This is a genomic window from Streptomyces sp. NPDC051909, assembly GCF_040681095.1.
Taxonomy (GTDB): domain Bacteria; phylum Actinomycetota; class Actinomycetes; order Streptomycetales; family Streptomycetaceae; genus Streptomyces.
In genome coordinates, this window is sequence record NZ_JBFAYA010000057.1 from 1 (window position 1) to 12,806 (window position 12,806).

A 12,806-nucleotide genomic window follows, 5' to 3' on the forward strand; every position below is an offset into this window, starting at 1 on the left:
TAGACCGTCTGCCACGGCCCGTACTCCAACGGCAGATCCCGCCACGGAGCACCGGTCCGCACCCGCCACCGGATCCCGTCGATCAGCTTCCGCCGGCCCAACGACGGCCGCCCCAGCACCACGACCGGCAACAACGGCTCCAGCACCGCCCACCGCCCACCGCCCATCAGAAAGATCCCCTCGCCCCACACCGAGATCATCACGACATGGGACGAGGAGCAGAGCCGACTTTCAAAACACGGCCTAGGCCTGCCGGCGGCCACCCCAAGTGCGTCTCCTCTCCTCAGTCATGGGGTAGGCGCTGGTGACGGAGATCCCCCGGGACTCTCCGTATGGGCAGTGACTGCTCAGGATTCAGGCTCGCCCCGTGATGCACAGTGGTGTCGGCGCACGTATAGCTTCAGTGATTGCTGTCACAACAATCTCCAAGGTTCGCTCGAGCTTTCAGGGAGGCCGCTTTGATGAATCGTGGTGCGCTGGCTTGGGGTCTTTGGGCGTCATACCTAGCCGCGTATGAGGCCTATGTTCTGACCAAGGATCGGTGCGACGACACGCTGAGTGAGACGACACGCTCTCTCTTCCGCATTCGGACATCACGGACCGGCCGCGCCATTTTCAGCGCGGGTTGGATCTCATTCTCTGGGTGGTTTCTATTCCACATCCACAACACGGGCAGCTCCGGAGGTACAGGCATCTGAGCCTTGTCGTGTTGCCAGAGCAGCATGCGCTCAGCTCGCGGTGGTCGCGGCCTGCTGAGAGATGAGCATGATCCGCTCATGGCGGTGGCGATCTAGTCCGCGACAATCACAGCGCCTGCATACCTCCTCGCCGCTGCGCCATGGGGTAGGGCGGACCGCGAGTTGCCGAGTGTGGGCTGAGGTGTGATCAGATGACTGGATGGGTCAAGGGGGCGGCAGCCGCGTGAGAGGAACGACCCGCTTCCGGCAGGCAGTCATCGCGTTTGCTGTGCTTGGTGCCGCGTTGCCTGCATGCTCGCCCAAGCAGGATTCGACGATACGGAAGCTCGAGTGTTCCCGGGCTACCTATACGGGATTTCACACACCAGAGCCCGACATGCTGTCTCCATCAGCTATACCGTCTGCTCCCGTCGGGCTACGCAAGGCACCGGGAGTCATCTCCCCGCTCAACGGAGGTCCGACAGCCGTCTCCAAGGCGGGTAGTAGGCAGATACTGAAGGTTCATCAAGTAACTCCTCAGGGCGAGTTGACCGCCTTCGAGTTGGGCACGGCGGGGCGTCGGGAGCTGTGGCGCACGCCTTTCGGCTCCGAGTTCGATCCCCGCCAGGCGCTCGTCGAGGTCGATTCGGATGGGGCAGAGAGATCGACTGTCCATCTCGTGGCTCACTGGCGTGGCAATGCCCCGCGCTCCGAGTACCGCGTGGTCTCGAGTTCAGGACGCGAGATTCTCCGGTGCCGATGGCGGCCGTATGACCGGCAGGAGCATGTGGAACTCTCCCACGACGGCGTTACGCTCATCGCCACCCGCACTGCCCTGAAGCCACGACTGAGTGGGCTGTCCACGCCCAAGGACCGCATCGTGGAAATCCGATCCACCCACACCGGCAAGATCCTTGCCAGCCAGCGCAGTACCGACTTCGCGCAGGACCGGGGACGCGTATATCTGAGGCAAGGCAGCGATGTCTCCGCTCTCGACTCGCGGACGGGCCGGCTCGTCTGGCGGGTTGCGACAGGAGTCCGTCTTGGAGATCCTCGCCGGGGCTCAACGAGTCCATTGTTCGCCGTGGCGGGTCATGTCTTCGTCCATTCCGAGGAAGATCATGCCGTTGTCGCACTGCGCGCTGCGGACGGTCGTGTGCTGTGGCGTGCTTCGGTTGGGCCTGTGTCCTCGGTCCGCCCCGTCGGTCAGGACAGGTTTCTCATTCAGCATGCCGAGGGGTTCACGTTCGTGAGTCCTCAGGGCTCTGAAAGAAACGTGCCGTTCGCTTCTCGTTCAGCATCGGCCGGCCTGAGTCTTGAAGATCTGGTCACGACATCCGACGGCCCAGTGGCGACGGCCGTCGAAAGCAAGGGCAGCGGTGCCTCCGCACTGGTTGTGTTCGGTGCCGAAGGACGATGGGAGCACGGGCGGCTTGAGATCCCCTTGCCCTCCGGGCATGTACAGGCGGCACTCGCCGACAGTGTCGTCTATGTTCTTCCCTGGGTGCCCGATGGCGAACGGGCGGTGCTCCACGCCTACGACCTGAGGAGCGGTCATCAGCTATGGAGCGTGGGCGTTCCTGATCGCCTCACCATTCCGTCTACACCTGGCGGACCTAATAGCCTTCATGCCGTTGACCACGGGCTCATTGGCCTGGACCGGGCAGCCGGGTGGGTGGCGGGGTCGCGTTGAGGCCGCGCATGCCAGGCGCACCTTATCCGGCGAGATGCCCCCAGATCGTTGATCACGGTCGGGTGAGGGATCCCTAGCTGCTCAGTGGGCCTTGTGGTAGGCCTCGACAACGGCACGGGGCACACGCCCGCGGTCGTTCACCTCAAGGCCGCTCGCCTTGGCCCAGTCGCGTACCTCTTCCGCGGTGGGCCCGGAGATCGGGCGCTTTGTCCTTCGAGTCACGGCACGTCCCGTCTTCCGTCCGGCCTTGATGAAGGGGCCAAGCGCGTCGGCAAGCTGGTCATAGCTGTCGGACGTGAGGTCAATCTCGTAAGTGACTCCGTTGAGGGCGAAGGTGTGAGTCTCCGCCTCGTGAGACTCCTCGCCGGTGAGGTCATCGACGTAAACCGTAACTACTTTCTGCACCATAGCCTTTGATGCTACATGTCGAGTAGCGGCCGACCAAGTTGCCCGCCTCCGGTACGTTGTCAGCGCAGATTGTCTCCTGACGGGGGGCAGCAGGCTACCCGTGCCCGGTGGATACCCAGACGGTCACCACCTTGTCCGCGGGGTCGACCTGTGTAGCGAATGGCTCTTGGCGGACCACGATGCCTTTCCCCCAGAGCACCTCGTTTTGCTCTTTGAGGATGAGCCGCCAGCCGCCGGTGCGGGCGCATGCCTGGACCGAGTCGATGTGGTTCAGCCTGAAGTATGGGACTGTGACCCTTCCGTCTGGCCAGAACGAATCATTGCAGTCGGAGGGGTTCATCTTCAGTGACGGATCCCCGACGACAGTCGGGCGTGGGTTTGAACTGGATGCGGCAGGCGTCCGCGTCCGCGAACTGTTCGTCCTGTCACTCTCTTCCTCTCCTCCTGCCGGCAGGAGGACCGCCAGCGTGCCTGTGCCTGCGACGGCGAAGACACACGCCGTCCAAAGCAGAGCGCGCCGCCATGTCTTGCCCCCGTTCCCCCGATGCTGCTGATGCCGGGTTTGATCAAACCGCCTGGTGCCGTTGGAGGGTCCCCATGACAGGGGTGCGGCAGCCGGTCCGCTCGCTGCCGGGGCGCCGAAGGGCGGCATCACGGAGTGGGGGGGTAGATGCACCGCGGGTACTGAGGCTAGTGACTGCGCCGCCTGGGCCGATGCCAGGGAACCGGCAGATCCGGTGGGGAATTGCGGCGAAGATGGCTGCGTCGGCCATCGGTCTTCATGCCTCGGCCGGCTCGCCTGAAGGATTGCGGCGAGCATCTCGTCTGCTGTCTGAAACCGGTCGGCGGATTTCTTTTGCAGGGCTCGCGCCACCAGTTCGTCAACAACGGGAGGGACCAACGGGTTCCAGGCCGACGGTGGATGCGGGGTCTGCTCCACGTGCGCGTACACGACCTCCAAGGCCGATTCGCCCTCGAACGGCGTCCTTCCAGTCAAGAGCTCGAAGAGCAGGCAACCGACGGAGTACAAGTCGGCGCGCGCGTCCACGGGTCGCCCGAGCGCCTGCTCGGGCGACAAGTACTGCGGAGTCCCCACCACAAGGCCCGTCTGTGTGACTGCTGCCACCTGGGACTGGATGGTTCTGGCGATGCCGAAGTCCATGACCTTGACCACTCCGCGCGTCGTCATCATGACATTGCTCGGCTTGATGTCCCGGTGTACCAGACCCACCTCATGACTGGCTTTGAGGGCCGCCAGCACGTCCTTGGTGATCATCAAGGCTTTCGGCACCGGCACCGCCGTGCACCGGCCTGCCTCGCCGGCGATCAGGGCGCTGAGAGGCTGCCCCTCGACATATTCCATGACGATGTAAGGGACAACCGCGCCGCGCACAACGTCCTCACCCGAGTCGAACACCGAAACGATATTGGTGTGATTGAGCTTGGCTACAGCTTGCGCCTCTCGGCGAAACCTCTCGCGTAGTGCTGGATCCGTGCCCAGGTCGGCGCGGAGGATCTTGACGGCGACGGGCCGTTCGAGCACGGTGTCATGGGCCCGGTGTACTGATGCCATGCCTCCCCTACCGAGGATGCCACTCAGGACATACCGGCCCGCCCCGACTGAATGCCCGCCCGCAGCAGCAAGAGTGTTTCGGTCCGTCATCGCGGTGTGTGCGTCCCCTTCGGCGTGCAATCGTTGCGGCGACTGCTCGAACGTGGAAAAGCACAGACCTCTGGCCGACACCTTGGGTGGTGGCGGCCGACGTCTGTGCACGAAATAGGTTTCTAGGAGGCTCGGCACGGGGGCTCGCCCTCGCGTGACCGACTGTTCTCAGGTTCCCGCGGCCATTGAAGCGATCACGTGCCGTCTATGCATGAGCAGTTCATGCTCCACCCTCGCGAGTCTCCGTAACTGGAAAGCGGTGCGGTGGCGGTCAGGCGGCACGGGCGCTGGGCACGCAGTTCATTGCGGTGCGGTAGAACGTCAGCAGGACCGTCTGCCGGCACCAGGAGATCCGCTCCAAGTACCGCAGCGGGTGGTCGCCGGCTTCCTGTGCGACCTGGAGGAGGCAGGACCGGTTCACGTCGGACCCGATCGTGTGCAGGACCGCGGCTCGAACGGCGTTATCGTCAGGGTGGTCTGCAGGTTCCAAAGAGGTGCAGAACAGTGCGTAGGACAGCGCCGCCAGCACCTCTCCCCCGATCAGTGTGCCGGAGGGGCTAATCAGAGTCATCGATGTGCACATCAAGATCACGTCCCGACGTCGACGGAGATCGTGGGGAGGCCGGGGCCTTTCCTGGCTCCAGTACAGGGGCGTGGTTGACTCACCGCTTGAGTACAGCTTGCTTATCCAGCGACGTGCCAGCACATGTCACCTCCACACAGCCGGTGCCTCCCGCCACCCCTGCGCGGACTTCACCAAGGATTGAAGCGGGGAATGACCCATGCTGCTGGCTGTGTCGGGCGGCAGGGCCAGCAGGCGGCGAAGCTGGCGGCGGTCATGACAAGCGTGTCTGATCAGCACCGAGGGCGTACAACTCTCGCACTGTGGCGTGCCGTTGGTGGGTGTTGATCTCCCGCTTGCCCGTCGGTCGGTATTCCAGAGCCCGCGGTGGCGGTGGCGGTTCCAGCTGTGGTGGAATCAGGCATTACCGGTGGGCGACGACGCACGTCTCGACCGTCTCGCAGAGGTTCTTCCACAAATGGAATCGATCAGCGACCTGAACCGCGCCAGGCTCGGCAGCGCGTACGGCCTCGGCATACACACTGGCACGGTCACGACACACGACTTGGGGCCGGGATGCCGCTCAAGCCAGTCGGCCCAGGGTGGCAGCAGAGCGGTCGGGCAGGACATCGACCGGCCGACTGGCCTCGATGTCGATGAGGACGGTTCCGTAGACGTGACCGCGCGTGAGCGCGAAGTCGTCGACGCCGAGCACCCGCGTGCTTCGCTCAACCACCGGGTCAGGCAGGGCCCGAACGAGATTGAGCAGAGTGCTCGCGCTGACCGGGCACCGGAGTGTTCGGGCGAGGCGGGCCCCGGCCCGGCCCGCCAGTGCGAGGCCGATTGCCTCAAGGCCTTGCGCTGCAGCACGCCGCGACGGCCATAACGGAAGGTGAAACCCCCGACCCGCTCGGCGAAGGTCCGGCGTGGGCAGCCCGGGCGGCCGCCGGGATCAGCACCGCCGGATCCTGGTGGCGGGGCCTTCTCGTCTGCGCTGTCGACGGCACGCTGGTAGCCGTGGGCCCGACAGCCACGGGGAAACGTCCTATGCCCCGAGTCTGGTCCGCAGTCTGCGCGAGGGCATGATCGTCCTGCTGGGCCGGAACTTCGCCGTTCAGGCGCTGGTCGAGGCGGCCACCCGCACGGGCGGGCGCGCACGTTCTGGTCCGTGTCAAGGAGACCGCAGGGCTGCCCGTCCTCAGGCGTTTCCCCGACGGTTCCTACCTGGCCAGGCTCGGAGCCGTTGCGGTCCGGGGCATCTACTGCGAGATCATCCTCAGCACTTCCCAGGGGCGCCGCACCTGCGCCTACCGTCTCGTCACAACCCTGACCGCCCCCACAGCCACCCTGCCGCCGAGCTCATCAGGCTCCATCACGAGCGGTGGGAGATCGAGACCTCCTACTTGGAGATCAAGTCGACCATTCTGGGCGGCCGGATCCTTCGTGCCGGCCACCCGCAGGCGTGGCCAGGAAGTCTTCGCCCTCCTGGCCACGTACCAAATCCTGCGACTGGCCATGGCGGATGCCACCGGCATCCGCCCGGACATCGACCCCGACCGGGCCAGTTTCCATCCCGCTGAACACTGCCCGCGACCCGCTCGTCCAGGCCACGGGCGTCTTCGGCGACACAGCCATCTCGTCGGCGCCATAGGGCCGCCGGATTCTGGCCGGCCCATGCCCGATCGGCGCATCCGCACTCGGCCACGCGTCGTCAAACGCGCCATCTCGAAGTACAACGCCAGAGGCACCGTCGACAGAACCAGCTACAAGGCCACCATCAGCATCGACGGCCTGACCACCCGCACCCCTTGACGCCGGACGCCCAACGCTAACTACACGGCATTGGTACTAGCTCACCCACATCAACGGAGCTTCGACGCATCCAGTCACACCCCAGTTGACCAGCAGGTTCACAAGATCACGGCGACTTTGCGAGACCCGTGAACCACCAGTGAGCGGCCTGAATGAAGTAACACTTACTCAGCGATCGCTTTGGAGGGGGATCGTAGGGTGAGAGATGACTAACATCCTTTCTGTAGATGTTCTCCGCATTGCCCACCTCACGGGAATGAGGATGTTAGAGGCCCAGATTGAGCCAACTTCCGCGACCTGAAGGATTCTAGGCATGAATACCCGTGTTGACGAGGTGTCGGCCGATATTTATCGGATCTCTACCTTCATCCCCGAAGTGGGTCCGAGTGGCTTCACTTTCAATCAGTTCCTGATCGACACAGATGAGCCTCTTTTGTATCATACCGGAATGCGGGATCTATTCCCTTCCGTTTCCAGTGCAGTCAGCAGTATTATCCCTCTGGAAAAGCTGCGCTGGATCGCATTCTCTCACGTCGAGGCCGATGAGTGCGGTTCGATGAATCAATTCCTGGCGGCTGCCCCAAAGTCTCGCGTAATGCACGGCCGAACTGGCTGTTTGGTTTCCCTTAATGACCTTGCCGACCGCCCCCCACTCCCCCTCGCGGATGGAGAGCGAATGGAAATTGGGGCACAAGGTGCCCCGAATCTAGATAGTCGTGTCGTGCGACATTTCGACACCCCGCACGTTCCGCATAACTGGGAATCTCGTGTGCTCTTCGAGGAAAGGAGCCGGACTCTCTTCTGCGGTGACCTGATGACTACAGTCGGTGCTGGTCCAGCCTTGACGAGTTCTGATCTTATTGACGCAGCAATCGAAGCTGAAAGGATATTTGGCCAGACTGGTCAGGGGCCGGCGGTGCCAGCCACTTTGCGCCGCCTGGCTGATCTAAACCCCAAGACCTTGGCTATTATGCACGGCCCCGCCTTCGAAGGTGACGGAGCAGCAGCGTTGCGAAATCTGGCGGATGCCTACGAAGAGCACTTCCCATCCACCCGGGCTCCTGAATAGGTTAATCAAGTTCGAATTTCAAGTCGCACCTTTGGGCCCATCAGCATCTCGCGCCGCATAGCGGATACGTGGGCGCACACTCGAACCGTCGGCCCACTCCGCCAGAAACACAGCCTAGATCATCCAACCGTACACACCCCACGGTCAGCATTCACAAACACCTACCTACTGATCGTGTCAGAATGATGTTCGGAGTCGTCACAACAGGAGCGTGGGCTGTGATTCCGGGCGGTCACGGGTCCGCCTCGCTGCCCACGCGGTCTCGGCCTCGTCCGGCGAAAAGAACTGCACCAGCTCGCTGTCGGCCCAGCGGACAGCGCCCCCCCTGGGCGCCTGGGCGCCGGTGACACCGTACTCGCGGGCCGCGCGGACGTCATGGACCGCCCCGAACGGAGCGGGGGATGCCCGCCGGCGGCCGACCGAACGGATCGGCTACAGCACGCGCGTTCACCCCCGTGTCTCTTGGAACGCTCCAGGCCGGGAAGAACGGTCCACACCAAGAAGATCAACAGCATCCACCGGCCGTTCTTCGCTGCCCACGGCATCACCGTCGCACTCGCCCTGACCGACAACAGCGCCTGCTACGAATCCGCGCTCGTCGTCGCCCAGGAGGCACGGCCAGCATCGCCAACAGAAGACCAGCCCCAACCTGCCACAGACGAACGACAGGTCGAACGCTTCAACCGCGCCCTGCTCGACGGATGGGTCTACCAGCGGCCCTACACTTCGTACGACGAAGTGGACCAAGACCGCCGACCAGGCTCTCGTGACCACATCTGCCGCTACCGCGACAGGATCTCCGGACCCGGTCACTACGGGGGACGCCTATTCGTTGCCCCCGCTGGGAACGTCAGCTGCGAGGACATCCCGGAGTTGACGGCGCGTGCTGACACCAAGTTTGGTATAGGCGTGCTGAAGGTGGTTGTCGACGGTTCGCACCGACAGGTGCAGAATGGCTGCGATGTCCTTGCTTGCGGTCCCGGCAGCGGCCAACAGAGCGATCTCGCGTTCACGAGCTGAGAGCGCGGCTGTGACCTCGGCAGGGGTAAGAAGAGGCGTACTTGCTCCTTCACAGCGACTGGCGGACGCCTCGGCCTGTCGCGCTGCGGCAGTGGCGCGCCGGGGTTGGTTCTTGCGTCTCCAGATCGCGGAGGCTGTTGTAGCTGCCTCTGCAGCGAGGAGGTCGGTTCCGATCAGACTCAGCTCTTCGGCGGCGCCCAGGAGCTTGTCCGGGTCACCTTCGGCCAGCGTCGAGGCGAAATGTGCACGAGCCTGGTTTAGGGCGCCATCGGAAGCGGCGGCCAATGCGGAAAGCCGGGGGGCAACAGCGGCGGCACCACCCAGGCGTGCTACATCTGTGAGGAACAGTGCTTCGGCGGGCAACAGGCCGCTAGCGGCGGCAGCCTCGGCAGCCTCGGTGAGTACTTCCCGGGCGCGAGACGTCTCTGCGCGCGCCGCGTGCAGCCATGCCTTGCCGAGCAGATCCTCGCCGGCGAAGAGACTCATACCGGGCCGGGGTACATGTTCGGCCTGGGCGGAGACGGCTGCGTGAAGGTCGCCCACGAGCGCAGCACACGCCGCCAGGCCCGACATGGCCATACTGTATGCCCGGAAATGACCGTATGCACGTGCGAGTGCCGCCGCTTCGGCATACCACTTGCGTGCGGCGGCTGGATGGCCGGCTATCCACTCCATCCGGGCCAGGAAGAAACTAGTCCACACACGGGGAAGCGGGGCGTGGGCAGCTGCAAGTTCGTCGAAAGTACGCTGGCCAAGAGCACGAGCCTCGGACAGACGGCCGCTTTCGGTGAGTGCCAGCACCTTTCCGTTGAGCTGTGCGGCAGGGTGAGGGCGTAGTGCCTGTTCGTTGACGCGTACATGGGTGGCGTAGGCGTGATCTGCCCAGGTCACCGCCTCGCTTGCACGTCCTACCGCCACCAGCGCCGGGGTTTTCGCCAGTGCGCCTTGCAGCCAAGCGTTGACGTCGACTGCTTCTTCGACATCGACTTCCATCTCCTCTAGCAACGCCAGTCCGGCGGCTGGCTGGCCTGACAGGACGCGCAGGTAGCCCTCATTCGTCAGCAGTCCACGCCTGCCACCAGGAGTGGTCACCTGAGTCCGCGCGGCCTCGTTGACGGTCAACGCCTCATCGATGCCCGCGGAGCTGAAGAGGAGATTCAGGGTCCGAGCCATGGTCACCGCGAGTTTGTCGTGCTCGTTACTGACCGCGGCGTCGGCCTCGGTAAGGACCGCTTCGGCCTTCTCTGACTGGCCGAGCTCGAAAAAGGCCTCGCCCATCAGCAGGCGGGTCTCGGTGGTGTGGTGCGCGGCAGGGAGGGCCTCCAGCAGGACGATGACCTTGGAATAGTCATGGGCGTGCCTGGCCAAAGAGGCTGCCCGAGCCAGCAGTGAGGGGTCTGCGGTCCCTGTCGCGGCCAAACGCCAGGTGGCGACCCGCAGGGCGTCATCGCGGCGGTGCATGCCACGACGCTGGATTCTCTCCACCTGCCCCAGAAGCAGAGAACGGCGGCGCAGGTAGGGAATGCCGGCGCGCAGTACCTCCCCGTACAGGGGGTGCGTAAATTGTGCGACGGTGCGCCGCCGGTCGGTGGTGAACTGGATCAGCCCCGTGGCTTCCAAGGCAACCAGCATGGCATGTGAAGCGACGTCCTGGGCGTCGGCGAGGGGAAGGGTTTCGCACAGTGCCAGCAGCTCAAGTACAGGCCGGCTGGCTGGGTCAGCAGTAGCCAACCGGATGCCGACCAGCTCGCGCAGTTTCGGCGTGCCCACGGGCCACTCGTCACTCAGCTCCCACAGTTCACCGTCGTTGACCAATGTCCCGGTCTGCAGCGCGCCAGTGACCAGCTCACGCAGGTACAGGGCGTTACCGCGCGAGGCCATGTGTAGTTCTTGAGAAGCGCGTCTGCCCAGAGGGCCGTCCAGTGCCGCTCTGAGTACCCTCTCGGTCTTTTCCTGGTCCCAGTCGGCCAAGTCGATTCGGTGTGCCGTTTCGCCGCGGCACAGTGCGTCGACAGCGTCGCTGACGGGATTGTCAGTGCGGACTGTGGCGATCAGGCGCGCTACCTCGGCATCAAGTAGTTGCCGCAGAAGCATGGCGGATGCGGCATCGAGCAGATGAAGATCGTCGATGAGGAACACTCGGCGGTGGCGCTGCGGCGGCGATCCCGCGAGCGAGGAAACAGCCGCGGCGAAGCCCTTGACCGGATCCGAGAGGTCGAGGCCCGCCGGAAGAAGGTGGGCAATAGCCCCCAGCGGCACAACGGACGACGCGGCCGTCGCCGTTGCCCGGCGACCCTTCCACCCCATTTGCACGGCCCGCACCAAGCACTCCTCGGCAAGGCGCGTCTTGCCAACGCCCATGGGACCGGAGATCACCACTGACTGGCAGCGCCGCGTTGCCCAGACACTGGTGAAGTCCTCCAGTTCAGCATCTCGCCCCACCAGCGGCCATCGCAACAGGTGCGCATGCTCAGCCATGTTCTGTCTCCCAAGCAACGGAGCGTCGCAGCCAATCCCGCGCGAGGATAGGGCGGTAGCCCTATAGTTTACGACAAGAGTGGTGTTCTCCACCCTGGAGAGGAGACCCAACTCCTGAACTTGGTTCCAGAGACGTTGTCACCTCCGGCATGTGGGCAATACGGCGATCTTTCCTCCCAGCTCACGGCGGAAGGTTTTTCATTCGGCCTTCTGTAATGAACTCGCACGTTTCATGATCATGCGAACTGGCTTCATTGAAGGGACACTGACCCGTCGACTTTCGAGGGTGATGGAAAGGTTGCACAAATGCCCATTCAAAAGCAGCTTATTTTGGCTCGAGATATTCCCATAATAAGTCGCCGCCAGGCCGCGGATCTTGTGGAACGCGAGGCCGAGTGTATCAGCGAAATACTCTCCAGCCTGAGTGCTGAGGACTGGCATCGGCCAACGGATTGCACCCTCTGGGAAGTGCGGGACGTGGTGGCGCATATGACAGGTCTGGCTGAGGATTTTACGGATCCTGCCATCAATGAACGCCGGGAGCAAGATGCACGGACTCGCTATCCCGAGAGGGGGAAAATGGACGCAGAGAATGAAGTGCAGGTAGACGATCGTCGCACCCTCCCAGATGAAAAGATCGCCGATGAGTTCGCGCGGGTACTCGCCCAAGCCGTTCAAGTGGAGCGGGGAATGTCAGAGTCGGATCGGAGACGCACTAATTCTCTAGGGATTCCAGTGGCGTACCTGGCAGATGTGGTTCATTCGAGAGACCTGTGGATGCACAGAATTGACATCTGTCGGGCAATCGGCAGGCAAATTGCGCACAAGCCGCACCAAGATCAGATCATCTCCCAGGTTATGCGCGAGTTGTCGATGGAATGGCAGTATCCTGCCCTCAAACTGGAACTGACCGACGGTTCGGACTCACGCACCTTCCAGATTGGAACAGGCGAACCCAGAACAGCGGCTCGCACCAACAGCATCGAGTACATGCGCATGCTGTCCGGGCGCGACCCGCAGCCCCCTATTCAGCTACTCACGGGGGATGAACAAGCGATCGCTGCCCTTGCAGCGGCAAGGGTCCCATTCTGAACCGCAGGCTGCCCTGTCCAGCCAACGACTCTGGACGGTTCGCTGGTCCCTCCTCGCTCACCGGCCAGGTGGCCGCCGGCGGGCCGGGGATCGTGAATGTCTGGCCGCGATCGTGTTCGTGGCGACGTCGGGGTGCACGTGGCGGCAGGTGCCGCCGTTGTTCGGGCCTGCCTGGCCGACGGTCTACCGCAGGTTCGCCCACTGGAGCAAGGACAGAGTCTGGGCCCGTCCGCACCGGGTCGTCCTGGATGAACTCGGCGCCCCGGGGAGAGCTGGACTGGTCGCGTTTCGCTATCGACTCGGTGAGTGTCCGGGCCCTCAAAGGGGGCTTT

The 12,806-nt window shown here is 63.7% G+C and carries 11 protein-coding genes and 2 pseudogenes; 5 read left to right on the plus strand and 8 right to left on the minus strand.

Features of this window, described 5'->3' with window-relative positions; all coding sequences use genetic code 11:
* The coding region (locus tag AB0M18_RS35900) for a transposase (protein WP_365765561.1) at window positions 1-167 on the minus strand (167 nt) is incomplete at its 3' end.
* Window positions 168-1,224: 1,057 nt separating this feature from the next.
* Between AB0M18_RS35900 and AB0M18_RS35905 the strand changes: the two genes are divergently transcribed.
* Complete coding sequence (locus AB0M18_RS35905) at window positions 1,225-2,370, plus strand: PQQ-binding-like beta-propeller repeat protein (RefSeq protein WP_365765543.1); 1,146 nt, start codon at window positions 1,225-1,227, stop codon at window positions 2,368-2,370.
* 81 nt (window positions 2,371-2,451) lie between these two features.
* Here AB0M18_RS35905 and AB0M18_RS35910 read toward each other — a convergent pair whose 3' ends face one another.
* From AB0M18_RS35910 to AB0M18_RS35930, 5 genes are all read right to left on the minus strand, one after another.
* The gene (locus tag AB0M18_RS35910) at window positions 2,452-2,778 is read right to left on the minus strand and encodes an Lsr2 family protein (RefSeq protein ID WP_365765545.1); all 327 of its coding nucleotides are present in this window, start codon (window positions 2,776-2,778) and stop codon (window positions 2,452-2,454) included.
* Between the two features lie 94 nt (window positions 2,779-2,872).
* Window positions 2,873-4,441: a protein kinase gene (locus AB0M18_RS35915; protein WP_365765563.1), complete on the minus strand. Its 1,569-nt coding sequence runs from the start codon at window positions 4,439-4,441 to the stop codon at window positions 2,873-2,875.
* A 271-nt stretch (window positions 4,442-4,712) separates the two neighbouring features.
* On the minus strand, window positions 4,713-5,012 hold the full coding sequence (locus AB0M18_RS35920; protein ID WP_365765547.1) for a hypothetical protein: 300 nt from the start codon (window positions 5,010-5,012) through the stop codon (window positions 4,713-4,715).
* A 415-nt stretch (window positions 5,013-5,427) separates the two neighbouring features.
* Entirely contained in the window at window positions 5,428-5,565 is a 138-nt protein-coding gene (locus AB0M18_RS35925; protein WP_365765549.1) for a transposase, read from the minus strand.
* A gap of 21 nt (window positions 5,566-5,586) precedes the next feature.
* Window positions 5,587-5,739 carry a transposase gene (locus AB0M18_RS35930; RefSeq protein WP_365765551.1) on the minus strand — a complete coding sequence of 51 codons (153 nt, stop codon included), beginning with the start codon at window positions 5,737-5,739 and terminating at the stop codon, window positions 5,587-5,589.
* A gap of 707 nt (window positions 5,740-6,446) precedes the next feature.
* Between AB0M18_RS35930 and AB0M18_RS35935 the strand changes: the two genes are divergently transcribed.
* Both AB0M18_RS35935 and AB0M18_RS35940 read left to right on the plus strand, forming a co-directional pair.
* Window positions 6,447-6,815 (plus strand): hypothetical protein, encoded by a 369-nt coding sequence (locus AB0M18_RS35935; protein WP_365765553.1) that lies wholly within the window; start codon window positions 6,447-6,449, stop codon window positions 6,813-6,815.
* A 313-nt stretch (window positions 6,816-7,128) separates the two neighbouring features.
* Window positions 7,129-7,884 carry an MBL fold metallo-hydrolase gene (locus AB0M18_RS35940; RefSeq protein ID WP_365765555.1) on the plus strand — a complete coding sequence of 252 codons (756 nt, stop codon included), beginning with the start codon at window positions 7,129-7,131 and terminating at the stop codon, window positions 7,882-7,884.
* A 345-nt stretch (window positions 7,885-8,229) separates the two neighbouring features.
* On the opposite strand, the pseudogene AB0M18_RS35945 reads toward AB0M18_RS35940, so the two are convergent.
* Together AB0M18_RS35945 and AB0M18_RS35950 are read right to left on the minus strand one after the other, a co-directional pair.
* Window positions 8,230-8,338: pseudogene (locus tag AB0M18_RS35945) on the minus strand (IS5/IS1182 family transposase); the annotation flags it as partial.
* A gap of 371 nt (window positions 8,339-8,709) precedes the next feature.
* Entirely contained in the window at window positions 8,710-11,382 is a 2,673-nt protein-coding gene (locus tag AB0M18_RS35950) for a LuxR C-terminal-related transcriptional regulator (protein WP_365765557.1), read from the minus strand.
* 306 nt (window positions 11,383-11,688) lie between these two features.
* Here AB0M18_RS35950 and AB0M18_RS35955 point away from each other — a divergent pair, with 306 nt between their 5' ends.
* On the plus strand, window positions 11,689-12,474 hold the full coding sequence (locus AB0M18_RS35955) for a maleylpyruvate isomerase family mycothiol-dependent enzyme (protein WP_365765559.1): 786 nt from the start codon (window positions 11,689-11,691) through the stop codon (window positions 12,472-12,474).
* Window positions 12,475-12,541: 67 nt separating this feature from the next.
* A pseudogene (locus tag AB0M18_RS35960) lies at window positions 12,542-12,806 on the plus strand (transposase); the annotation flags it as partial.

Excerpts from the sequence above, each read along its gene's own strand:
- AB0M18_RS35910 (WP_365765545.1), bottom strand. The coding sequence starts at position 2,778 with ATGGTGCAGAAAGTAGTTACGGTTTACGTCGATGACCTCACCGGCGAG.
- AB0M18_RS35915 (WP_365765563.1), bottom strand. The coding sequence starts at position 4,441 with ATGACGGACCGAAACACTCTTGCTGCTGCGGGCGGGCATTCAGTCGGG.
- AB0M18_RS35920 (WP_365765547.1), bottom strand. The coding sequence starts at position 5,012 with ATGACTCTGATTAGCCCCTCCGGCACACTGATCGGGGGAGAGGTGCTG.
- AB0M18_RS35940 (WP_365765555.1), top strand. The coding sequence starts at position 7,129 with ATGAATACCCGTGTTGACGAGGTGTCGGCCGATATTTATCGGATCTCT.
- AB0M18_RS35950 (WP_365765557.1), bottom strand. The coding sequence starts at position 11,382 with ATGGCTGAGCATGCGCACCTGTTGCGATGGCCGCTGGTGGGGCGAGAT.
- AB0M18_RS35955 (WP_365765559.1), top strand. The coding sequence starts at position 11,689 with ATGCCCATTCAAAAGCAGCTTATTTTGGCTCGAGATATTCCCATAATA.